At 65.1% G+C, this 22,584-nt stretch carries 24 protein-coding genes; 14 read left to right on the top strand and 10 right to left on the bottom strand.

Annotation, left to right across the window (positions count from 1 at the left end):
• Nucleotides 1-43 precede the first annotated feature (43 nt).
• Both KU43P_RS10585 and KU43P_RS10580 read left to right on the top strand, forming a co-directional pair.
• Nucleotides 44-970, top strand: a complete 927-nt coding sequence (locus KU43P_RS10585) for a LysR family transcriptional regulator (RefSeq protein ID WP_317662885.1) — start codon at nt 44-46, stop codon at nt 968-970.
• Between the two features lie 149 nt (nt 971-1,119).
• A complete protein-coding gene (locus tag KU43P_RS10580) occupies nt 1,120-2,274 on the top strand; it encodes a cysteine desulfurase family protein (protein ID WP_317662883.1) in 1,155 nt (384 codons plus the stop codon).
• A gap of 144 nt (nt 2,275-2,418) precedes the next feature.
• Here KU43P_RS10580 and nfsB read toward each other — a convergent pair whose 3' ends face one another.
• Entirely contained in the window at nt 2,419-3,072 is a 654-nt protein-coding gene (nfsB, locus tag KU43P_RS10575; protein WP_317662882.1) for an oxygen-insensitive NAD(P)H nitroreductase, read from the bottom strand.
• A 104-nt stretch (nt 3,073-3,176) separates the two neighbouring features.
• On the opposite strand from nfsB, the gene KU43P_RS10570 reads away from it, so the two are divergent.
• Genes KU43P_RS10570 through KU43P_RS10560 form a run of 3 tightly spaced genes read left to right on the top strand, consistent with a single transcriptional unit; the run spans nt 3,177 to nt 5,601 of the window.
• A complete protein-coding gene (locus KU43P_RS10570) occupies nt 3,177-4,076 on the top strand; it encodes a LysR family transcriptional regulator (RefSeq protein ID WP_317662881.1) in 900 nt (299 codons plus the stop codon).
• A 59-nt stretch (nt 4,077-4,135) separates the two neighbouring features.
• A complete protein-coding gene (locus KU43P_RS10565) occupies nt 4,136-4,966 on the top strand; it encodes an AraC family transcriptional regulator (protein ID WP_317663771.1) in 831 nt (276 codons plus the stop codon).
• Between the two features lie 50 nt (nt 4,967-5,016).
• Complete coding sequence (locus tag KU43P_RS10560) at nt 5,017-5,601, top strand: LysE family translocator (protein ID WP_317662880.1); 585 nt, start codon at nt 5,017-5,019, stop codon at nt 5,599-5,601.
• Nucleotides 5,602-5,651: 50 nt separating this feature from the next.
• Here KU43P_RS10560 and KU43P_RS10555 read toward each other — a convergent pair whose 3' ends face one another.
• Nucleotides 5,652-6,851 carry a sugar transporter gene (locus KU43P_RS10555; protein WP_317662878.1) on the bottom strand — a complete coding sequence of 400 codons (1,200 nt, stop codon included), beginning with the start codon at nt 6,849-6,851 and terminating at the stop codon, nt 5,652-5,654.
• A 200-nt stretch (nt 6,852-7,051) separates the two neighbouring features.
• On the opposite strand from KU43P_RS10555, the gene KU43P_RS10550 reads away from it, so the two are divergent.
• Nucleotides 7,052-8,368, top strand: a complete 1,317-nt coding sequence (locus tag KU43P_RS10550) for a hypothetical protein (RefSeq protein WP_317662876.1) — start codon at nt 7,052-7,054, stop codon at nt 8,366-8,368.
• A 113-nt stretch (nt 8,369-8,481) separates the two neighbouring features.
• Here the strand turns inward: KU43P_RS10550 and calA are convergent, their stop codons facing one another.
• A complete protein-coding gene (gene calA, locus KU43P_RS10545; RefSeq protein WP_317662874.1) occupies nt 8,482-9,534 on the bottom strand; it encodes a vanillin reductase in 1,053 nt (350 codons plus the stop codon).
• Between the two features lie 180 nt (nt 9,535-9,714).
• On the opposite strand from calA, the gene KU43P_RS10540 reads away from it, so the two are divergent.
• The 5 genes from KU43P_RS10540 (at nt 9,715) to KU43P_RS10520 (ending at nt 15,440) form a co-directional block, all read left to right on the top strand.
• Nucleotides 9,715-10,620, top strand: a complete 906-nt coding sequence (locus KU43P_RS10540) for an AraC family transcriptional regulator (protein ID WP_317662873.1) — start codon at nt 9,715-9,717, stop codon at nt 10,618-10,620.
• Nucleotides 10,621-10,781: 161 nt separating this feature from the next.
• Entirely contained in the window at nt 10,782-11,393 is a 612-nt protein-coding gene (locus KU43P_RS10535) for an NAD(P)H-dependent oxidoreductase (protein WP_317662872.1), read from the top strand.
• 39 nt (nt 11,394-11,432) lie between these two features.
• Nucleotides 11,433-11,939, top strand: coding sequence for a sigma-70 family RNA polymerase sigma factor (locus KU43P_RS10530; RefSeq protein WP_317662870.1), 507 nt, complete (start codon nt 11,433-11,435; stop codon nt 11,937-11,939).
• Complete coding sequence (locus tag KU43P_RS10525; RefSeq protein ID WP_317662868.1) at nt 11,936-12,925, top strand: FecR family protein; 990 nt, start codon at nt 11,936-11,938, stop codon at nt 12,923-12,925. The genes KU43P_RS10530 and KU43P_RS10525 overlap by 4 nt, the downstream gene beginning before the upstream one ends.
• 79 nt (nt 12,926-13,004) lie before the next feature.
• Nucleotides 13,005-15,440: a TonB-dependent siderophore receptor gene (locus KU43P_RS10520; RefSeq protein WP_317662867.1), complete on the top strand. Its 2,436-nt coding sequence runs from the start codon at nt 13,005-13,007 to the stop codon at nt 15,438-15,440.
• A gap of 7 nt (nt 15,441-15,447) precedes the next feature.
• Here the strand turns inward: KU43P_RS10520 and thpR are convergent, their stop codons facing one another.
• Complete coding sequence (gene thpR, locus KU43P_RS10515) at nt 15,448-15,993, bottom strand: RNA 2',3'-cyclic phosphodiesterase (RefSeq protein WP_317662866.1); 546 nt, start codon at nt 15,991-15,993, stop codon at nt 15,448-15,450.
• Between the two features lie 158 nt (nt 15,994-16,151).
• Between thpR and lpxO the strand changes: the two genes are divergently transcribed.
• The 3 genes from lpxO to KU43P_RS10500 all read left to right on the top strand — a co-directional run bounded on the left by lpxO (nt 16,152) and on the right by KU43P_RS10500 (nt 18,186).
• Entirely contained in the window at nt 16,152-17,051 is a 900-nt protein-coding gene (gene lpxO / locus KU43P_RS10510; protein ID WP_317662864.1) for a lipid A hydroxylase LpxO, read from the top strand.
• A gap of 142 nt (nt 17,052-17,193) precedes the next feature.
• The gene (locus tag KU43P_RS10505) at nt 17,194-17,538 is read left to right on the top strand and encodes a carboxymuconolactone decarboxylase family protein (protein WP_317662863.1); all 345 of its coding nucleotides are present in this window, start codon (nt 17,194-17,196) and stop codon (nt 17,536-17,538) included.
• Between the two features lie 78 nt (nt 17,539-17,616).
• The gene (locus KU43P_RS10500; protein WP_317662861.1) at nt 17,617-18,186 is read left to right on the top strand and encodes a GNAT family N-acetyltransferase; all 570 of its coding nucleotides are present in this window, start codon (nt 17,617-17,619) and stop codon (nt 18,184-18,186) included.
• 3 nt (nt 18,187-18,189) lie between these two features.
• On the opposite strand, the gene KU43P_RS10495 is transcribed toward KU43P_RS10500, so the two are convergent.
• Genes KU43P_RS10495 through KU43P_RS10470 form a run of 6 tightly spaced genes read right to left on the bottom strand, consistent with a single transcriptional unit; the run spans nt 18,190 to nt 22,567 of the window.
• Nucleotides 18,190-18,687, bottom strand: coding sequence for a flavin reductase (locus tag KU43P_RS10495; RefSeq protein ID WP_317662859.1), 498 nt, complete (start codon nt 18,685-18,687; stop codon nt 18,190-18,192).
• 11 nt (nt 18,688-18,698) lie between these two features.
• A complete protein-coding gene (locus tag KU43P_RS10490) occupies nt 18,699-19,658 on the bottom strand; it encodes a PDR/VanB family oxidoreductase (protein WP_317662856.1) in 960 nt (319 codons plus the stop codon).
• 20 nt (nt 19,659-19,678) lie between these two features.
• The gene (locus KU43P_RS10485; protein ID WP_317662855.1) at nt 19,679-20,419 is read right to left on the bottom strand and encodes an SDR family NAD(P)-dependent oxidoreductase; all 741 of its coding nucleotides are present in this window, start codon (nt 20,417-20,419) and stop codon (nt 19,679-19,681) included.
• 10 nt (nt 20,420-20,429) lie between these two features.
• Nucleotides 20,430-20,906: an aromatic-ring-hydroxylating dioxygenase subunit beta gene (locus tag KU43P_RS10480; protein ID WP_317662854.1), complete on the bottom strand. Its 477-nt coding sequence runs from the start codon at nt 20,904-20,906 to the stop codon at nt 20,430-20,432.
• Nucleotides 20,906-22,189 carry an aromatic ring-hydroxylating oxygenase subunit alpha gene (locus tag KU43P_RS10475; protein ID WP_317662853.1) on the bottom strand — a complete coding sequence of 428 codons (1,284 nt, stop codon included), beginning with the start codon at nt 22,187-22,189 and terminating at the stop codon, nt 20,906-20,908. Before KU43P_RS10475 ends, KU43P_RS10480 begins: the two co-directional genes overlap by 1 nt.
• A 15-nt stretch (nt 22,190-22,204) precedes the next feature.
• Nucleotides 22,205-22,567, bottom strand: coding sequence for an IacB protein (locus tag KU43P_RS10470; RefSeq protein WP_317662851.1), 363 nt, complete (start codon nt 22,565-22,567; stop codon nt 22,205-22,207).
• Nucleotides 22,568-22,584 lie beyond the last annotated feature (17 nt).

Here is a 22,584-nt window from a genome sequence, read left to right as displayed (position 1 = left end):
ACCGATATATGATCGGCCAATAATTCCAACAAAGAGCGGCGCCATGAACCTCAGCAAGGTCGACCTCAACCTGTTCATCGTTTTCGACGCGATCTACACCGAAGCCAACCTGACCCGCGCCGGGCAAATCGTCGGCATCACCCAGCCTGCGGTATCCAACGCGCTTTCGCGTCTGCGCGAAACCTTCAACGATCCGCTGTTCGTGCGCACCGCGCAGGGCATGGTGCCCACGCCCATGGCGCAAAACATCATCGGCCCGGTGCGCAATGCCCTGGCGCTGCTGCGCACCTCGGTGCAGGAAAGCCGCATCTTCAACCCGCAGCAGGCCAACAAGACCTTCCGCATCAGCATGACCGACCTCACCGAGGCGGTGATCCTGCCGCCGCTGTTCCAGCGCCTGCGCCGCCTGGCCCCGGCGGTGCTGATCGAAAGCTTTTTGTGCAAGCGCCGAGAAACCACCAAGGAACTGGCTGCCGGGCGCCTGGACTTCGCTGTCGATGCGCCGCTGAACACCGACCCTCAGGTGCGCCATGTCAAGCTGATTCACGACCGCTATGTGTGTGCCCTGCGCCCAGGCCACCCACTGGCCGACGCCAAGCTTACCCTCGATGCCTATCTGGGCATGACCCATATCCATATCTCCAGCCGCCGCAACGGCCTGGGCTACGTCGACCTGGCCCTGGGCAAGATGGGCGTACAACGCAAGGTCGCCCTGCGCTCGCAGCATTACCTGATGGCGTCCCAGGTGCTGCAACAGACTGACATGGCAATGACCGTGCCTGAGCGCTTCGCTCGCCGCCATCACTTGCGTTACCACCCGCTGCCGGTGGAGGTGCCGCCATTGGAAACCCACCTCTACTGGCACGAAAGCACTGACCAGGACCCGGCCAACCGCTGGATGCGCGAGCAGATAATCGAGCTGTGCGAGCGTGTAGTGGCCGAGGAAGAGCGGGCACTGGTACAGGCCTGAAAATTTTTCCACCCATACATTGGACAAGAGAAAATTTTTCTACCATTTTCGAAAAAGCGTCAGCCAAAAGACAAAAATATCTCGTCTGGGGCGGATACGCTTGCTGCAACGATCACCGACTCCACGTTGACAGCCACGGACCCGTCCCCATGCCAAGCGCCCCGCTCTATTTCGACTACGCCGCCACCACCCCGGTCGACGACCGGGTGATCGAAACCATGCTCACCTGCCTCGGGCAGCACGTGAATTTCGGCAACCCTGCCTCCAGCGGCCACGCCTACGGCCAAGCGGCCCGCGATGCTGTGGAGCAGGCCCGCCAGCAAGTGGCCGAGCGTGTCGGCGCCGGCGCCGATGACCTGGTTTGGACCTCGGGCGCCACTGAATCCAACAACCTCGCGCTCAAAGGCATCGCCCAGGGCATCGGCCAGCCTGGCCACCTGATCACCAGCCAGCTGGAACACAAGGCGGTGCTCGATACCATCAATGAGCTGGAACGCCAAGGTTGGGGCGTCACCCGCCTGGCACCGGATGCTTCGGGCCTGATCCAGCCCTATGCCGTGCAGGCAGCACTGCGCGCCGATACTCGCCTGGTGTCGCTAATGGCGGTCAACAACGAACTGGGTACTGTCACCGATTTCGCCACCCTCGGCGAGCGGGTGCGAGCCCATGGCGCGCTGCTGCACGTGGATGCCGCCCAGGCGGTAGGTAAACTGGCCATCGACCTGAGAAACCTGGCGGTCGACCTGATGTCGTTCTCGGCGCACAAAGTGTATGGCCCCAAGGGCATCGGCGCGCTGTACGTCGGGCCCCGTGCGCGTGAACTGATGCGTGCGCAGATTCACGGCGGCGGCCATGAGCGTGGCCTGCGCTCCGGCACCTTGCCGACCCATCAGATCGTCGGCATGGGCAGCGCCTTCGCCCTTGCCGGCCAGCCGGGTGATAGCGAGCATCAGCGCCTGGAACAGTTGGCAAAACGGCTGCGTGAAGGGCTGCTGGCACTGCCAGGGATCAGCCTCAATGGCTGCCCGCAGCAACGCATTCCCCACACGCTCAACCTGTGCATCGAAGCCCCAGGGTTCAACAGCATGGCGCTGGCCAGCGAGTTGGCGTTGTCGACCACCTCGGCGTGCAATTCTGCGAGCAACGCGGCGTCGCATGTGCTGTTGGCCATGGGCATGGATGAGCAGCGGGCGCGCAAGAGCGTGCGCATCAGTATCGGACGGTTTACCCGCGAGGCTGAGGTGGACAAGGCGATCGAAGTGTTTGGGCGGGCGGTTGCGGCGGGGGCGGTTGCACTGTGGTGAAACCCGGCCCAGCGGATGTGTTGGCATGACCGTCCCTATCGCCGGCAAGCCGGCTCCCACAGATGATGCGCTGCCCCAGAAAACAGTGCAGTACCTGTGGGAGCCGGCTTGCCGGCGATAGGGCAAGCAGCGCCAACAACTGACTTACAGGAAGGTAAACACCTTCGCCGCCGGCAACCGCGACTTGTTCAGCCCGGCATTGAAGTCGGCCTCGCTGCGGTAGCCCAGGCTCAGCACCACCACACTGGTATACCCCTGCTCGCGCAGGCCCAGCTCGGCGTCCATGACCTTGCTGTCGAAGCCTTCGATCGGCGTGGCATCGAGGCCATGAGCAGCGGCGCCCAGCAGCGCGGTGCCCAGGGCCAGGTAGGTTTGTTTCTCCATCCAGTGCTGCAGGTCTTTCTGGTCGAAACGGTGCAGGTTCACATAATGGCGACGGCTCTGGTTCTGCCCGGCGCGAGCCTGCTCGTCACGGAAACGCCCGTCGGCGGCTTCCTGGTCGAGCACCGTGTCCAGGTGCGCTTCGGTCATCTCGGTGCGGGTGCAGAACACGATGACATGGGAGGCATCGAGAATCTTCGGCGTGTTGTACGCGTAACCGTCGGCCGTGCTCTTGGCCAGGCGGGCCTTGCCTTCGGCGGTGTCAGCGACGATGAAGTGCCAGGGCTGCGAGTTGACCGACGATGGGCTGTGGCGCAGCTGCTCGAGCAAGGCATCGATGGTGGCCTGGGGGATTTTGCGCGTGGCATCGTAGGCCTTGGTGGTGTAGCGGTGTTTGGCCAGGGAAACAGTGTCCATGCGGTAACTCCAATCAAAGGAAGAGGATTTGTGTCACATACTATCTTTCCTGCAGATAAGAAAAACCGGCAAAATACAGGAACACTTTCCCTCCTGGAGTGAAAATGCTCCGCATCACCGACCTGGAACTGTTCGTGCGCAGCAATGCCTTGGGCAGCTTCACCGCTGCAGCCCATGAGGCCGACCTGTTGCCCGGGCAGGTAGCCGCTGCAATCAAGCGGCTGGAGCGCGATCTCGACGTCCGCCTGTTCGCCCGCACCACCCGCAGCCTGCGCCTGACCGCCGAAGGTGAGCTGTACCTGCCCACCGCGCTCAACGTGCTGCAGAGCCTGCGCCAGGGGCGCGACAATTTGCACGGTGCGCACAGCTCGCTGCGCGGCGTGCTGCAGGTGTCGGCGCCTTCAGACCTTGGCCGCAATATCCTGCTGCCATGGTTGAGCGATTTTCGCCGTGAGCACCCGGACCTGAGCTTGCGCTTCTTCCTCTCCGACCAGGTCGCCGACCTGTTCCGCGACCCAGTGGACGTGGCTATTCGCTACGGCCTCAATGAAGAAGCCAACTACATCGCCCTGCCCCTGGCCCCATGGAACCGCCGGGTGCTGGTGGCTTCTCCGGATTACCTGGCGCGCCATGGTCGCCCGCAGCAGCTGGACGACCTGCAACAGCATGCCTGCCTGCTGTACCTGCAGTTGGGGCGCATCTATGACAAGTGGCGCCTGGGCAACCGCACGGTGCAGGTCAGCGGCCCGCTGTTCAGCGATGATGCCGATGTGGTGCGGCGCTGGGCCCTGCTGGGCCAAGGCATTGCCTACAAGTCGTGGCTGGATGTCAGCGCCAACGTGGCGGCCGGCGAGCTTGAAGTGCTGCTGTCGGACCACCCCGGCGAGCTCACCCCGGTGACCCTGGTATGCCCGCATCGCAAGCAGCTTTCGCCTGCGGTCTCCCAGTTGCACTTGTGGCTGCGCGAGCGCTTTAGCGCCCTGCAGCCTGCACAAATGTTCTAAACCCGGGCACGCCTTCCACGGTAAGGTGTACTGCCTTGTACAACAGCAGCCACACCGTCATGAGCAACTGGATCGACCTCAAGCAAGACGCCGTCACCGGCATCGAGTCGGTCCGTGCGCATTTCGTCGGCCATGCCTACGACCCGCACTGGCACGACAGTTTCCTGGTCGGCTTCACCGAGCAAGGTGTGCAGCAGTTCGATTGCCGCAAGGTGCGCCACCACAGCACGCCGGGCCATGTGTTTCTGCTCGAACCCGGCGACATCCACAATGGCCACGCCCCGACCGAAGAAGGCTTCACCTACTCAACCCTGTACCTGCAGCCGCAATGGCTGGAAACCGAGCTGCGCGCACTGTTCGAGCAGGCGCCGAGCGACAGCCTGCCAAGCATCGCCGACCCGCTGTGCCATGACCTGCACCTGGCCGGCGCCACCGCCCGCGCCTTCCAGGCCGTGCACGGCGAAGAGTTGCGCATCGTTCAGCAAACCGCCACCGATGACCTGCTCAGTTGCCTGACCCGCCACCTGCACTGGCGCAAGCGCCTCGACCCCGACCCGCGCCTGCCGCTGACGGCCCAGCGGGCGCGGGACTATCTGCATGCCCACATGGACCAGGACATCAGCCTCGACGACCTGGCCCAGGCCTGTGCTGTCGACCGCTTCCGCCTGACTCGGGCGTTCAAGGCCGCGTTCGGCCTGGCTCCGCATGCCTATCTGATCCAGCTGCGCCTGGCCCGGGCTCGGCACCTGCTCGCCCAAGGCCAGACGCCCAGCGAAGTGGCCATGGCCCTGGGCTTTGCCGATCAGAGCCACCTAGGGCGCTGGTTCCGCCGCGCCTACCAGCTGACCCCGGCCAACTACCGGCGCCGCTGCTCAAACCTTCCAGACTGACCCGCAACAATGGCCGAGCATGGGGCTCTGATCACTTGGAGCCGTTCACCATGTCGCAGTCGTTGTTGCCATTCATGCTTTTCGCCCTGGTCGCCAGCATCAGCCCCGGGCCGACCAACTTGCTCATCCTTGCCCATGGCGCACATCAAGGCATGCGCGCCAGCGTAGCCCCGATCCTGGCGGGCTGCGCTGCAGCGGCGGCGGTGGTGCTGCTGGTCGGGTTAGGCCTTGGTGAGTTGCTGCTGCGCCATCCCCTGGCCCAGCGACTAATGAGCTGGGCCGGGGTGCTGTGGTTGAGCTGGCTGGCCTGGCGCATTCTGAGAAGCGCACGGCATCCGCTGGATATCAGCGCAGACAAGCCGTTCGATGCCTGGAGCGCCGCTTCCCTGCAAGTGGTGAACCCGAAGGTGTGGATGATGGCCGTGGCAGTGATTGGCGTGTTTGCCGCGCCGGCACTGCCGGTGTGGCTGTTGGCGCTGATATTTCTGCTGATTGCCCTGCCGTGCATGACGGCATGGGCCTTGCTGGGGGTGGGCAGTGCGCGCTGGCTGCAGGCACCGGGGCGATTACTGTGGTTCAACCGGGGGTTGGCGGGGATGTTGCTGGTGTCGGCCTGGGCGACGCTGCTGAGTTGATGGGGTTGACCCTGTCGCCGGCTAGCCGGCGATAGGGTCAACACGGTAAATCACTTGCCAAGTGCCTCTCGAAACCGCCGAGTACTGGCCGCTGCCAGCAGCAACCCGGCAACCGCCACACTGCCCCCGACCATGCCGATATCGGCCACGCCCATCTGGCTGCTGACGATACTCCCCAGCAGCGCTCCCCCGCCGATCCCGATGTTGTAGATCCCGGAGAACAGCGCCATGGCCACATCCGTGGCATCGGACGCAAGCTTCAGGGTCTTGGACTGCAGCGACAGGCTGAAGCTCAGGATCGCGATCCCCCATAGCATGCTCAGCGCGGCAAACGCATGGAAGTTGCCCGACAGCGGCAGCAGCAACAGCAGGCACGCCGCCAGCAGGCCGATCGAGCCCACCAGGAAGCCATGGGGGAAGCGGTCGCTGTAACGGCTGAACAACAGCGAGCCGAACACCCCGGCACCGCCGAACAACAGCAACACCAACGTGGTGCGCTCGCCACCGATCTGCGCCACCTGCAGGGCAAACGGCTCAATGTAGCTGTAGGCGGTGAATTGCGCGGTAATCACCAGGGTCACCAGCACATAGGTGATCACCAGCGCCGGGCGCTTGAACAGGATCGGCAGGCTACGCAGCGACCCGGAGTTCTGGCTTGGCAGCAGCGGCAGCGACTTCATCAGGCACAGCATGGTCGCCAGCGCCACGCCGGCAATGCTGAGGAAGGTTACTCGCCAGCCCAGCGCCTCGCCCACGACCCGGCCCAGGGGAATCCCCAGCACCATCGCCAGGGTCGTGCCCGTGGCCAGCAGGCCCAGTGCCTTGGCCTGCTGGCCCGGCGGCGCCACGCGCACCGCCAGCGACGCGGTGATGGCCCAGAACACCGCGTGGGCCAGGGCGATGCCGATACGGCTCAACACCAGCATCGCGAAGCTCTGCGCCAGCCACGACAGCAGGTGGCTGAGGATGAACACCAAGAACACGAACAGCAGCAGGCGCCGCCGCTCGACGTTGCGGGTGAGCAGCATCATCGGCAACGAGGCCAGTGCCACCACCCAGGCGTAGATGGTGAGCATCAGGCCGACCTGGGCGGTGCTCATGGCGAAACTGCGGCCAATGTCGCTGAGCAGCGCCACCGGCACGAATTCGGTGGTGTTGAAGATGAAGGCAGCCAGGGCCAGCGCGATCACGCTCAGCCAACTGCCGCTTCCTACGGTCGCTGGCAGGTCATTGGGTAAAGGTCCGTTCATGGATTGAATGCTTTCTCCGCAGGCATGGCGAAAGGACGCGCGTCAGGGGCCAAGTATCGGCCGCGCTGAGGCACGGGTTTGTTATTGGGGGAATGCGGGCATGGTACGCGTCAATACCCGGCCTCACAACCGGGGACGGATTGGGGGTACCATGCCCGCTCTGTGTGAACGGCAAGCGGAACAAGGAGTGCGATCCGCCCATGGACAAGCAACACCCCCAGCAACAGTGGCAGCAGGCGGTCACCGCCTATGCCCAGGCCATCAACCGCTACGTGGCGCAAGGCAGCGTTCACGGTTGGGACGACCTCGAAGAGCCCCAAGCCGTGGCCACCGAGCACCTGCTCGATGCCTGGCAAGCAGCGCTGCAGGCCATCAACCAGGCAGGTGTCGATCAAGCCCAGCACCAAGCCTTTCGCGCCGCCTGGCCACCCGCCCACCAACCGTTGGTGCCGCTGCTCGATAAGCACGGCCAAGGCATCTGCACGGTCCTGCTGCTGGACGACGGCAGCCTCCTGGCGCGCATCGGCATGCCCTACGAAAAGGGCCAGGTGGTGCGCATCGGCGATCGACAGGTAACGCCGGTGATCGGCATCGATCATTTCGGCCGCTGCCCACAACGCCGCTATTTCGCCTTGGCCAATGCCGAAGGAATCAGGGTGACCGATGGCTGGGGCGGGCCGCTGGTGGCGCGCCTGCCTTGGCCCAGTGGGCTGGAAGGCCTGCCGGCCGGTTACCCGTTCGAGCCCTTCGACCTGCCGCCGACGCCGACCACACTGGTGCCCTTCGCTGATGGCCAGCGTGTGCTGCTGGTCAGCTCGCAGGGCATATTCCTGCTGGCCGCCGAGGGTGCCACCCGGCTGTTGCCACACCAGCAACAGATCCTTGAAGAACTGGCCGAAGGCACCGACCCCGACGATATCGCCCTGCATCTTTCCATGGAACATGGTGCGGTCTCGCCAGACGGCCGGCTGATCGTGCTCGGCGAACAGAACAGTCGGCACCTGGTACTGGACGAGCACTTGCACCCCATCGCCCAGATCGGTCCTGGTGGCGAGTACCCGCACTTCGCCCTGTTCAACCGCACTGGCGAGCAGGTGATCGTCAACGCTTGCCACTTCTACAACGGTGGCACGCTGGGCGTGCGCGTGAGCGACCTGCCGGGGCTGGACACCGATTACTACAGCGAAGACCCACGCACCCCGCTGCTGCAGGACGGCGCGCGGGTGTATGCCGGGGTGGCGGGCAGTGGCGAATACATCATCGGCGATGCCTACGGTTACTTGCGGGCATTTGGCGAAGATGACGCCGAGCATTGGCAGCACTACCTCGGTTCGACCATCAGCGCCATGGACATCAGCGCGGACGGGCGCACGCTGGTTGCGGCGAGCCATGCCGGGTTCATCTCGGTGATAGCCCTGGGCAGCGGGCGGCCTGAGTGGCAGATCGGGACGGGGGAGCATGGTGAAGTGCGGCGGTGGTTGTTCTGGAAGGGGTTGGACAAGCCGCTGCTCTGGTAGGAGTGCCTTGGCTGATCCGGCCTCATCGCCGGCAAGCCGGCTCCCACAGGTACCCCACTGCCCTTGAGAACAGTGGAGCACCTGTGGGGCGATGAGGCCGGAACAGACAGCAATCACCCCTGCAGCGTGGCCATGTCGATCACGAACCGGTACTTCACATCCCCGGCAATCATGCGCTCGTAAGCCTGGTTGATATTGCGGATATCCAGCATCTCGATATCGCAACGAATGTCATGCTCGGCACAGAACTCCAGCACCTCCTGGGTCTGGGCGATACCGCCGATCAACGAACCTGCCAGCACGCGGCGCTTGAGCACCAGGTTGGCCGCATGCACCGCCGGGTCGATCGGCTCGATCAGGCCAACGAGAATATGCACGCCGTCGAACTTCAGCGTTTCCAGGTAGGGGTTGAGGTCGTGCTGCACCGGAATGGTGTCGAGCAGGAAGTCGAACCGGCCCGCAGCGGCGCGCATCTGCTCGGCGTCGGTGGACACGATCACATGGTCGGCACCCTGGCGACGGGCTTCGTCAGCCTTGGCCTGGGAACGGGTGAACAGGGTCACTTCGGCGCCCAGGGCCTTGGCCAGCTTGATGCCCATGTGGCCCAGGCCACCCATGCCGAGGATGCCTACCTTGTGGCCTGGGCCGACACCATGGTGCTTGAGCGGCGAGTAAGTGGTGATGCCGGCACACAGGATTGGGGCGGCGCTGGGCAGGTCCATGCCGGCCGGGATGCGCACCACGAAGTGTTCACTGACCACGATGCTGCTGGAGTAGCCGCCCATGGTGTTGCTGCCGTCGACCCGATCCGGGGTGGCGTAGGTCATGGTCGGGCCTTCCAGGCAGTACTGCTCCAGGTCCTTGGCGCAGGCCTCGCAGTGGCGGCAGGAATCGACCATGCAGCCGACACCGACCAGGTCACCGACCTTGTGCCCGGTAACGTGCGCACCCACGGCGGTGACACGGCCTATGATCTCGTGGCCGGGCATCAGCGGGTACACGGCGATGCCCCACTCGTTGCGGGCCTGGTGGATGTCGGAGTGGCACACGCCGCAATAGAGGATCTCGATGGCGACGTCATCCGGGCGCGGGCTGCGGCGCTCGAAGGTCATGGGGGCCAGGGGGCTGGTCGGGGTCTGGGCGGCGTAGCCGATGGCAGTGTACATGCAGAACCTCTTGAAGAAGTGAAACGATTCAGGCGGCGCATTCTGCGCGCCGATAATCGCCCTGCCCACGGCAGATTCTCCGGCATGCATGCCTGATTCTCCGAACCTTGGCCCTGGCTTGTGGCGCCTGGCCTTCAATCTGCGATGATGCGACTGTCTGATTCTCTGCCCTGGTTACCCATGCAACTGACCCGCCACGTCGACGCCAACGCCCCGTTGTGCACCCTGATCCGCAGCCTGGCCACGCGCCCAGGCTTCGTGCCCACGCACTTGCCCCAGGTGCAGGTGCTGAGCTGGGACCACTACGTGGCCAGCAGCCCGCAGCTCTACGAACCCAGCCTGATGATCCTGGCCCAGGGCAGCAAACTGGCGCGCCTGGGGCCGCGTACCCTGGAATATGGCGCCGGTCACTACCTGGTGCAGGCACTGTCGGTGCCGTTCATGTGCGAAACCTTCGCCACGGCCGAGGCGCCATTGCTGGGCGTGGCGGTGGATATCGACCGGGGCGTGCTGAGCGAGCTGGTGCAGCGCATGGATCTGGCCCCCGACCCGGCGGTGCAGGCGCAGACGCCACAGTCGATGACCTCGGCAGCGCTGGATGCGCCGATGCGCGAAAGTGTCGAGCGTCTGCTGCGCTGCCTGCAGGACCCGCTGGATGCCAAGGTGCTGGGCCCGGCGCGGGTGCGCGAGGTGTTGTACACCGCGCTGCGCGGGCCGCAGGCCGGGGTGCTGCGGGCGTTGGTCGAGCAGCAGGGGCATTTCGCCCGCATCGCCGCCGCCCTCGCCCACCTGCGCGAGCACTACAGCGAGCCGCTGAATGTGGAAACGCTCGCCGCGTGCGCCAACATGAGCGTGTCGACCTTCCATGAACATTTCAAACGCTGTACCGACATGGCGCCAATGCAGTACCTCAAGCGCCTGCGCTTGCTCAAGGCGCAGCAGATGCTGATTGGCGAAGGGCTGGGCGTGGCGCAGGCGGCGCATCGGGTGGGGTACCAGAGCACTTCGCAGTTCAGCCGTGAGTACAAACGCCAGTTTGCCCGTAGCCCCGGGGATGAACTGGCGTACGAGAGCTTGCCTGTCTGATTTCAGGGGGCTGCTTTGCCGCCCCTCGCCGGCAAGCCGGCGCCCACCCGTTCTTGGCATTCAGGGCTTGCGCGGCTGACCCAGAGCATCGCTTGACACTGAAAACCTACCAAAAGTAACTTACCAATCGTAACTTACCCATCCCGGCCCTGGAGAACGCCATGCACGCTTTGATCGTAGTCGGCCACCACGACCCGAAATCCCTCACCCACGCCCTCGCCGGGCAAATGGCCGAAGGCCTGGCCAGCGCCGGCCACACCGGTGAAATCGCCGACCTGGCCAGTGAAGGCTTCGACCCGCGCTTCAGCTTCGCCGACCATGCCGTGCACCGCGGCCTGGCCGCTCCTGCGGCCGACGTGCTGCGTGAACAGGCGCGCATCGAAAGCGCCGACGCACTGGTGCTGGTCTACCCCATCTACTGGTGGTCGCTGCCGGCCCTGCTCAAAGGCTGGGTCGAGCGGGTGTTCAGCCATGGCTGGGCGTTCGCCTACGAACGCGGCACGATCGTCAAGAAACTGCGCGGCATGAAGGTGCATCTGGTGGGCGTCGCGGGCGCCGATGCCGGCACTTTCCAGCGCCATGGCTATGGCGAGGCGATGCGTGTGCAGATCGAGCATGGCATCTTCGACTACTGCGGCGCCGAAGTGCTCAGTTCGACCCTGCTGGAAGACAGCGAAGGCCCGGCCGCCGCACTGCTGCTACCCAGCGCCCGGCAGCTGGGCGAGCAACTGTTCGACGCCGCCCCATTGCGAGGTGTACAGCGCCCCGGCTAATATTGAGAACGATTCACACTCACATCTGGATATCAGCCGTTGGACAGCACGTCGACCCGCAAGCTGGGCTTTTTCTTCAGCGACCACCACCGCTGGCTGCTCCAACACATCCACAAGCGCCTGCGCAACCGCGCCGATGCCGAAGACACTGCCGCCGAAGCCTTCTGCCAGATGCTCGGCGCCCGTGTCGACCCCGACAGTATCCAGCAACCGCGGGCCTACCTGTCGACCATCGCGCGGCGGTTGATCTTCGATCGCCACCGCCGCCGCCAGCTGGAACAGGCCTACCTGGAGCGCCTGGCGCAGCTGCCAGAGCCGGTGGCCCCCTCTGCCGAAGAGCAACTGCTGCTGATCGAGGCGCTGGTGACCATCGACCAAGTGCTGGACGGCCTGCCCGCCATCGTCAAGGCGGCCTTCCTGTACAGCCAGCTCGATGGCATGAGCTATGTCGATATCGCCGCCAGGCTGCAGATCAGCGAACGCACCGTCAGCCGCTACATGAAGCAGGCCTTGCGCCAGTGCTACCTGTGCGAGGTGCAGCCATGAGCAGCCACCCGCTCGACGCGATCAGCGAACAGGCCATCGACTGGATGGTGACGCTCAATGCCCGCACGCCCGACGACGCCCTGCTGCAACGCCTGACGCACTGGCTGCAGCAGGACCCGGCCCACCAGCAGGCCTGGGAACGCCTGCAGCGCCGCCTCGGCAAGCCGATTGCCACTTTGCGCGCGCTGGAACAGCGCGCCCCCGGCCAGGCCGCCGAAGCGCGCCAGGTATTGCTGCAGCCCACCCATTCGCGGCGTGACGTGCTCGCTGCGCTGGCCAGTGTCGGCCTGTTCGGGGGTGCCCTGTGGGGCGCCTGGCGCAGCGATGCGACCCAGAACTGGCTGGCCGACTTCCACACCGGCAGTGGCGAACGCCGCAGTTTCACCCTCGCCGACGGCAGCCGCCTGAGCCTGAACAGTGCCAGTGCCGTCGACCTGTACTTCGATGCCGGGCAACGCCTGCTGGTACTGCGCCGTGGCCAATTGCTGATCCAGGTTGCAGCCGACCCCCACCGCCCCTTGCGCGTGCGCACCGCCCAGGGGCAGGTCCAGGCCCTGGGCACCCGTTTTCTGGTCAGCCAGGAGGCTGCGGCCACGCGGGTCGTGGTGCTGGAGCACAGCGTGCGCGCCAGCCTGCCCGACGGCCGCTGGCTTGACCTGCAGCAGGGCCAGGCGGCGATGCTGCACAGCAATGCCATCGAACCGCTGGCCGACGAGCAACAGCAGCGCGCCGCCTGGCTGGATGGGCGCCTGGAAGTGCTCGACGAACCGCTGCAGGAGGTGATCGACGCCTTGCGCCCCTACCAGCGCGGCTATGTGCGGGTGGATCCCGAGGTGCGCAACCTGCGGGTACAAGGTGTGTTCCCGCTCGATCAGCCGCAGCAGGCTCTGCAAGCCCTGGCCGAAAGCCTGCCGATCAGCATCGAACACTACGGCCCGTGGCTGACCTTGATCGGCCCTGCGCAGGTACGCCAAAAAAATTCATGAAAATCATTCGCAAGCGTGTCCGGTTTTCATTTCTCGTTGCACCTATCTCCTGACAAGCCAACACAATCGGGAGAATTCCGTGCACAACCTCTGGCCTCGCGCCCTGCCCCTGGTCGCCGTCCTGACCAGTTTCAATGCCCTCGCCCAGGCGCAGACCCTGTCGTTCAACCTGCCGCCAGCGAGCCTGGCCACCACCCTCAACCGCATCGCCAGCCAGAGCGGCACCATCATCGCCCTGGAGCCGGCGCTGGTGCGGGGCAAGCAGGCCCCGGCCGTAGTCGGCCAGATGAGCGCCGAGCAAGCCCTGCAAGCAGCCCTGGCCGGCAGCGGCCTGCAGTTGCGGGTGACCAGCAGCGGGCATTTCAGCGTAGCCCCGGCCAGCCAGGGCGGTGATGCACTGGAGCTGGGGAGCACCAGCATCACCGACGACTACCTGGACGCCACCAGCGAAGGCAGCGGCTCCTATGCCGCCCGTGCGGTCACTTTGGGCAAGGGCACCCACAGCCTCAAGGAAATCCCCCAGTCGATCACGGTGATTACCCGCAAGCAGCTGGATGACCAAGGCATCACCGACCTGCAGGACGCCCTCAACCACACCACCGGGATCGTCGGTGCCCAAGGCATCGGCCCCGGCGTGGTGGTGACCTCGCGTGGCTTCCAGATCGATGACTGGCAGTACGACGGCGTGCCGATCCCGCGCAACAACTATTCGCTGGGCAACTGGGCGACCCAGGACCTGGTGTTCTTCGACCGCGTCGAAGTGCTGCGCGGCGCTTCCGGCCTGCTGCAAGGCACCGGCAGCCCGGGTGGTGCGATCAACCTGGTGCGCAAGCGCGGCCAGGCCACGCCGACCGTTACCGTCACCGGCAAGGCCGGCAGCTGGGACCACTATGGCCTGCAACTGGACGCCGGCGGCCCGCTGACCGCCGACGGTCGCGTGCGCGGCCGGGTGGTCGCCGACGAGGACCAGAGCGACAGCTTCATCGATTACCAGTGGAGCAAGTCCCACTCCCTGTACGGCGCGCTGGACATCGACCTGAACGATGCCACCACGGTCGGCGCTGGTATCAGCTACAACCGCCAGCAGTCGCGGCCGATGCTGCGTGGCCTGCCCCGCTACGCCGATGGCAAGCCCATCGACCTGCCCCGCTCGACCTTCACCGGCGCCCGCTGGAGCCGCGCCGAAACCGACGTGACCACCTACTACCTGGACCTCGACCACCGTTTCAACGACGACTGGGCATTCCGGGCCGCCGCCGTGCGCATGGACGAAACCAACACCTCCACGCACCAGCGCGTACAGTCCACCGGCCAGGCCGTGGAGGCGGACGGCAGCGGGATCACCTACGCCGACTGGATCACCGATTTTCACAACACCAAGCTGGGCCTGGACATGAATGTCGTCGGCCATTTCGACACCGGCCCCGTGGCCCACGAAATCACCGTCGGCGGCAACTATTCCAAGCTGACCTCGGACGACGCCTACTGGCGCAACTTCGACGCATCCGACGACAACATCTTCGACATCGACCACAACCGCCCCGAGCCCAGCCGCGACAGCGTGTTCGACGGCGAGCTGGCCCGCTCCAACCGGGCCAGCTACGACATTCGCCAGAAAGGCCTGTATGGCGTCTGGCGGGTCAAGCCCATCGACGACCTGACCCTGATCGTCGGCTCGCGGGTCAGCTGGTTCGACTACAGCTGGGATTCGATCGACTTCAACAGCCGCACAGACCCCGGCAACCGCCACCCCACCAGCCGCATGACCGAAACCGGCGAAGTCACGCCCTACGCCGGTTTCGTCTACGACCTGACCCGCGAATGGGCCTGGTACGCCAGCTACACCGACGTGTTCGTGCCGCAGACCGAACGCGCCGTCAACAACGCGCCGCTCAAGCCGGTGATCGGCAGCAACTACGAGACGGGCCTGAAGGGCGAACTGTTCGATGGCCGGGTCAATGCCTCGCTGGCGCTGTTCCGCTACGACCAGGAAAACCGCGCCGTCACCGATGTGGCCTCGGGCTTCGCCTGTGACGACTGGTACTGCTCCACCGCAGCGGGCAAGGTGCGCAGCCAGGGCGTCGAGGCAGAAATCAGCGGCGAAGTGCTGAGCGGCCTGCAGCTGTTTGCCGGCTACACCTACAACACCACCAAATTCCTCGACGACCCTGATGAAGAAGGCCGCGTGTTCAGCCAGTGGACACCCAAGCACATGCTGCGTGCCTGGGCCGACTACACCTTGCCGCTGGAAGGCCAACGCTGGAGCACGGGCCTGGGCTTCACCACCCAGAGCCATACCCTGGGCTACGAACGCACCTACACCGTGCCCGGCTACACCGTGTGGAGCGCGCGCCTGGCCTACCAGCTGACGCCGGAGGTGAGCCTGGCGGTCAACGGCAACAACCTGTTCGACAAGAAATACTGGGTGGCCGGTTTCAACCAGCTCAACGGCAGCAACAACTACGGCGAGCCGCGCAACTTCATGTTCACCGTCAAGTACACGCCCGAGTTCTGACCCGGCCTCATGCCGTCAATGGCCACTGCGCCAGTGGCCAGTACTGGCCTTTGCGCGACTCGAAGAGCGTGAACGCCCGCGCAGTCACGAAGAAGTCAGGCGCCACCGTGGCTTCGGGCGCCTGGCCGCGAAACTCCCGTGACAGCGTCAGGTGCGGGCGGTACTCGCGGGCCTGTTCGGCAAAGCCCATGGGCAGCAGCGCCTGCTGCAACCCATAGACCAGTTGGCGCAATGCCGGCGGGGTTTCCTGCGGCTCCAGCACCAGCGCATTGGCCCGTGGCCACACCGTCAAGCGATCGAGCAGCAGGCGCAGCGGTGCGCCCGGGCGGGCGAGGTTGTCCACCGCGGCGCAGATGGCCGGCACCTGCGCCGCGTCCACATCTCCCAGAAAGAGCAAGGTCAGGTGGAAGTTCTCGCTCGGCACCGGCTTGCCGCTGCGCAGGTTCAGGCCGCGCCGCCACTGGGCCAGCGCCCGGCGCTGGGCATCGGCCACCGGCAAGGCGAAGAACAGGCGTTTGAAGGGGGCGCCACTGGGGCGGATATCCTGAACCATGGTTGCTCCTTGAACTAAAACGTTTGTGCAGTCTGCAGGGCATTACACCTAAGTCGCCCGGCAAATCCACCAACAATAGGTACAAACTCGCCCCATGATTGTTTATGCTGGCGGGCTTATGCCATGGCGCATGGCCATTTTTCGACAAAGAATCGTCCATGAAAATTGCACTCGTACTGATCTTCGTCCTCTCGATCGCCTATGTTCACCTGCGCGGTCGGGTACGTCACAAGCTGACTCGCCAGCTCGGTGACCACTCCAGCTTCCTGGCCCCGGTCAACAGTTTCCTTTACCTGTTCTCCAAGCACCCGGCCAAGCCCTACCTGCCGGTGGAGGCCTTCCCCGAGCTGCAGCCGCTCAAGGACCACTGGCAGGAGATCCGCGAAGAAGCCCAGCGTTTGCTGCATGTGGGCGAAATCAAGAAGTCCGACAATTATGACGATGTCGGCTTCAACTCGTTCTTCAAGACCGGCTGGAAGCGCTTCTACCTGAAGTGGTACGGCGAAAGCCACCCCTCGGCAATGAGCCTGTGCCCGCGCACCACCGAGCTGCTGCAAGGCATTGGCACGGTCAAGGCCGCCATGTTCGCCACCCTGCCGCCCGGCGCCAAGTTGGTGCGTCACCGCGACCCCTATGCCGGTTCCTACCGTTATCACCTGGGCCTGGACACCCCGAACGACGACGGTTGCTACATCGATGTGGACGGCGAGAAGTATTCCTGGCGTGACGGCGAAGGCGTGGTGTTCGACGAGACCTACATCCACTACGCCGCCAACACCACCGAACACAACCGCATCATCCTGTTCTGCGACGTCGAGCGCCCGCTCAAGTACCGCTGGGCCACGGCGTTCAACCGCTGGTTCAGCCGCAACGTGATGGCGGCTGCGGCGGCCCCGAACGATGCCAACGACAAGACCGGCGGCATCAACCGCCTGTTCACCCGCATCTACAAGATCCGCGAGCGCGGCAAAGCGCTGAAGAAGCGCAACCGCATGCGCTACTACCTGGAGAAATGGCTGGTGGTGGCGGCGCTGGTGCTGGTGTTCGTCTATATCTGAGGCCCTATCGCCGGCAAGCCGGCTCCCACAGGTGTCGCACCGTAGCTGTGGGAGCCGGCTTGCCGGCGATAGGGCCCGCACAGACACCCCCATCTTCGACTAGCCTCATAGCTCCACTCGCAACCTCCCCAAGGTGAAGACGATGAGCATGATGGACTGGGACGCCTACCGTAAGCAGTTGATGGCCGGCATCGGCGATCTCAAGCAGTTGTCTCCCGACACCGTGGCCGGCTACATGACCGCCAGCGGTGCCGGTGCCAAGACCAACCACCTGGATGCCAAGACCCGCGAACTGATCTCCCTGGCGGTGGCCGTGACCACCCGCTGCGACGGCTGCATCGCCGTGCATTCGCAACAGGCAGTCAAGCAAGGCGCCACCCGTGAAGAGATCGCCGAAGCCCTGGGCGTGGCCGTGGCGATGAATGCCGGCGCCGCGCTGGTCTACTCCGCCCGTGCCCTGGATGCAGTGGGCAAAGCCGGGAGTTGAGCCCCTGCGGCGTCGCCGCCCTTGCGCGACGGCGCCGCGCCTCTCAGACTTGGCGCCCTAGCCCCCACAGGTACCGCCATGATCCACATCCGCCCCATGACGCCCGACGACTTCGAGCGTTTCTGGCCGACCTTCCAGGCCATCGTCCAGGCCCGTGAAACCTACGCCTACGACCCGGCTCTGAACTTCGAGCAGGCACGCCAGCTATGGCTGGAACTGCCCTTGCGCACGCTGGTGGCCGAACACGACGGTGAGCTGCTGGGATCCTACTACCTCAAGGCCAATGCCGCCGGGCCCGGCGCCCATGTCGGCAACTGCGGTTACATGGTCACCGAGGCCGCCCGTGGCCGTGGCGTGGCGCGCTTGATGTGCGAGCACTCGCAGAAACTGGCGCGCCAGGAAGGATTCCTGGCGCTGCAGTTCAACTCGGTGGTGGCCAGCAACGAAGTGGCCGTGGCGCTGTGGCACAAGCTCGGCTTCGAGACGGTCGGCCGCCTGCCCAAGGCATTCCGCCATGCCCGCCTGGGCCTGGTGGACTGCCTGGTGATGTACAAATGGCTGGCGGACGAACCGGTGGTGGAGAAGCCGGCGCTGCTGATCGGCCGCAAGAACATCGAGGCCCGCGTCTCGCGGCGGCGCGGGCGCTAAGGCTCAGCAGGCCTTCGAGGCCTCGCATACCCGGTGATAGGCACGGTTGAAATACACCAGCCCATCATCGGCGCCACCGTGGCGAATTTCCTCGATCTGGCAGTAGAAGATGCTGTGCGAGCCCACCTCATGCACCTGGGCGATCCGGCAGTCGAAGTTCACCAGCGCTTCCTGCATCACCGGCGCGCCGCTTTGCAGCACGGTCCAGTGGGTGCTGGCGAAGCGCTCTTCCATGCTCAGCGCGCGGTTGGCGAAGGCCCCCGACAGTTCCTGGTGGGTGCCGGCCAGCACGTTCACGCACAAAGCGCCGTTGGCCTTGAACTGCTCGTTGGAATACGACGAGCGGTTCATGCACACCAGCAAAGTCGGCGGGGAGTCGGTGACGCTACACACCGCCGAGGCGGTGAAGCCGAAGCGCCCGGCAGGGCCGTCGGTGGTAATGACCGACACGGCGCCACCGAGCATGGCCATTGCGTTGCGAAATTGGTTTACGTCAACCATGGTCATGCTCCTCAGATATCCAGCACCAGCTTGTTGGACTTGGCCCGCGAACAGCACACCAGGATCTGGTCGTTCGCGGCTTTCTCTTCATCGGTCAGGTACACGTCACGGTGGTCCGGCTCACCTTCGAGCACCTCGCACATGCAGGTGCCGCACACACCCTGCTCGCAGGAGATGTCGATCTTGATGCCAACCTGAGCCAGGGCGTCGAGGATGCTCTGGCCCTCGGCCACCTGTACGGTCTTGTTGCTGCGCGCGGCGACCACTTCGAAGCTGGCGCCACTGGCGTCCACCTCCACCTGGAAATACTCCTTGTGGATGTGGTCCTCGGCGTAGCCCTGCTGGCGAGCGCCGGCAATCACCCAGTCCATGAAGCCCGACGGGCCGCAGGTATAGACGTGCGTGCCGGCCTTGGCGGCGCCCAGCACGGCGGGCAAGTCCAGGCGCTGGGCGGCGTCTTCGTCGTCGAAGTGGGTGACCACCCATGCGGCGAACGGCGCGCTGGCCAGGGCTTGGAGAAACGCACTGCGGCTGCGCGAGCGCCCGCAGTAATGCAATTCGAAATCGGCGCCCTGCTGGTGCAGGGCATGGGCCATGGCGATCATCGGCGTGATGCCGATGCCGCCACCCAGCAGGATCGAGCGACGGGCATCGGCGGCCAGCGGGAACAGGTTGCGCGGTGTGCTGATCTGCACCTCGCGCCCTTCCACCAGCACCTCGTGCACGCCCACCGAGCCGCCCCGGGAGGCCGGGTCCTTGAGCACACCCAGGCGATACACCGAGGCATCCGCCGGGTCGCTGCACAGCGAGTACTGGCGCACCAGGCCGGGCGCCACGTGGATGTCCACATGCGCCCCGGCTTCGAAGGCCGGCAGGGCCGCGCCATCGGCGCGCCCCAGGTCGAGGACGACCACGTCGGCCCCTTGGATCTCGCGCTTGCGCACGACCACATTCAACAATTGTTCATTCATGACCGGTGTCCTGTAGTGATTCATCGCATGTACAGGCCGCCGTTCACGTCCCAGGTCGCCCCGGTGGTGAAGTAGGCCTCGGGCCGCGCCAGTTGGACGATCAGGTCGCCCAGGAAGTCCGCATCGCCCAGGCGCTGCACCGGGATGTTCGCCAACAGCCCTTGCAGACGCTCGGCCGGCACCGCGGCATGCACCGCTGGCGAGTCGATCGGGCCAGGGGCGATGGCGTTGACGGTGACGCCGCGGGCGGCGAATTCCTTGGCGAAGATCTTGGTCAGGGTGACGATCGCGCCCTTGCTCGCCGCGTAATGGGCGCCGGTGGCGGTGCCGCCGTTCTGCCCGGCCAGCGAAGCCATGTTGATGATCCGCCCATAGCCGTGCTCGGCCAGGTGCGCACCCAGCACCTGGCAGCCGAGGAACACGCTGCGCAGGTTCAGGCCGACCACCGCGTCGAACTCTTCCGGGCTGATCTGCATCAGCGGCGTGGTCTTGGTCACGGCCGCGTTGTTGACCACCACGTGCAGGGCACCAAAGTGCTCCAGCACCTGGGCCAGGGCCTGTTCGAAGTCCGCCTTGCTGGCGACGTCGAGCTTGACCGCCAGGGTACGCCCGCCCTGCCCCGCGAGCTGCTCGGCCGTCGCCTGGGCCAAGGCCAGGTCACGGTCCGAGACCACCACGTCGAAGCCCGCGGCGAGCAGCCGGGCGCAGAAGCGCTGGCCCAGCCCCTGCCCGGCCCCGGTTACCAATGCGACTTGGTTCATGACCGGGCCCTCACAGGATGTAGCCGATACCGGCAAGGGTATCGTCGCTGTTGATCAGGCTGATCACCTTGCGCTCAATCTTGAACCCGCCCTCGGCACGCACCAGGGTGTAGGTCAGGTCGGCGGTGTAGTGCTTGAGGCTTTCCTTGCGGAACTCGCGGATGTTCTGCGCGGCGCGCACGGTCACGTTCACCCCGTCATCGCCGAGCACGCGAATGCGCGAAATGCTGCGCACGGTACGCGGCTGCGGGCTCGTGGAAATCGACTCGCCGCCGACCAGCCGCTGCACGCGCAGGCGGCGCATGTGGTGGTCGTCGTAGGCGTAGTTCAGGGTGTTCTCGTAGTCGGTTTCCCTGGGGTTGATCGGGATGATGTAAGTCCCTTTCGCGGTCCATTGCGCAAGCCAGGCTTCGTACTCGCCGTGGTCGAGCATGTCGCCTTCCTGCCAGATGAAGGCGGTGACTTCGTTGAGTAGATTGAGGTTCATCACTTGGTCTCCGCGGTCATCATCTTTTTCCACTGCTGGTACGCCGCGCGCATGCCGGTTTCGGCACTCACATCAGAGACCAGGCCATCTTCACTGGCGCGTTCGCCGGGCAAGCCGCGGTTGAGCATGATCCACAGGTTCTCGCCGGCATTGGCGCCCTTCTGCACGCGCTCCCACGCCTCGGAATCGTCCGGGGTGCCGAAGCCCATCGGGCCCTGGAAGTGCTCGTGCAGGCGCAGGCGGTAGCGGTTGGCCGCGGCCGGGCCGCCGTCCATGGTGATCACCGAGTGATGGATCTCGGTCTCGGTCACCGAGATCGGCTGCAGCACGCGGAAGAACGCCATCGAGCAGGCAACGTTGGGGAACAGGTTGAGGTTGAAGCCCGACCCGCCCACGGCGCGGACGATGCGTCGCACCTGCGCCTCTTCGATGCCTTCGTCGCGCAGCTCGGCGGCCAGCGACTCGAAGCGCTCAGGGATCGGTTTGTCGAGGTCGGCTTCCAGGTCGACCAGCTCGGGGATCATCACCATCACGCTGTGGCCGTTGCCCAAGTCCTCGACATAGCCGGGGCCCTTGACGAAGTCGAACAGCTCCAGGGTCTGTTCATCCACCGACGACAGGAAGCTCTTGTGCACAAGCGGGAAGTGGTAGGCGTCGGTGGTGTTCTCGAGCTGGATCTTCCAGTTGCCCGGGAAGCGGAAACGGTGCTCGCCCGGCACCTTGATGCCGTAGCCCGCGCCCTGCTTCATGAACAGGTCCATCCACTTCTTGGCAGCGCCAAGGAAGTCTTCCAGCGGCTCGATGTCATCCTTGAAGGTGGCGAAGATCATGCCGGCGTAGCTTTCGGTACGCAGGCTGACCAGGGGCAGCTCGGCCTTGTCCAGGCAGTCGCCGTAGCTTTCCGGGTGCGGCACGCCGCGCAGCGAACCGTCCAGCGCATAGCCCCAGCCGTGGTACGGGCAGACGAAGCTGTTGGTTTTGCCTTTCTTGTGCTCGCACACCGTGGCACCGCGGTGGCGGCAGCGGTTGAGCAGCACGTTCACGGCCTTCTTGCGGTCGCGCACGACGATCACCGGCTGCTTGCCGATGTAGGTGGTCTTGTAGCTGCCGGCTTCGGGGATTTCGCTCTCGTGGGCGACCCAGATCCAGGTGCTGTGGAAGATCTTTTCCAGCTCGGCGTCGAACAGCGCCGGGTCGGTGTACAACGACGTGTGGACGCGGTCGGGCTGCACCAGCTCGGCGGGGTCGACGCTCAGATTGACGGCGGGAATCAGGTTGGTCACGGAAACGTCCTCCTCTCAGGCGCGCTGGATGATCAGTTCGCGGCCGACACGGGCCTCGACCTTGGCGTAGCGCCACAGCTTGTACGGCCCCTCGCCCACGGCGGTGGTACGGAACAGGTTGCAGGCGGCGTGCACGGTCTGGATGTCCGGTACGTCGGCCAGCAGGTAGGTGGTCCAGGGGAAGCCGTCGGACGGGCCGACCATGCTCTGGTCGTCGTCCATGTTGCCCAGCACGTTCACCCCGGGCAGGTCGTGGATGCCGTTCCACATCGCGCTGAAGGCGGCCCACACCTGCAGTTGCTCCTCGCGCGGCGCGTCGAAGAAGTTCTGGTTGATGCCCATGCAGAACAGCACGCGCAAGGCTTTGTTATCGCTCATGACAAATATCCCGAGAG

The sequence above is a fragment of the Pseudomonas sp. KU43P genome, from assembly GCF_033095865.1.
In the GTDB taxonomy this organism is placed as follows: Bacteria; Pseudomonadota; Gammaproteobacteria; order Pseudomonadales; family Pseudomonadaceae; genus Aquipseudomonas.
The sequence above is the reverse complement of the archived record's forward strand: the minus strand, read 5'-3'. Positions and strand labels throughout refer to the sequence as shown.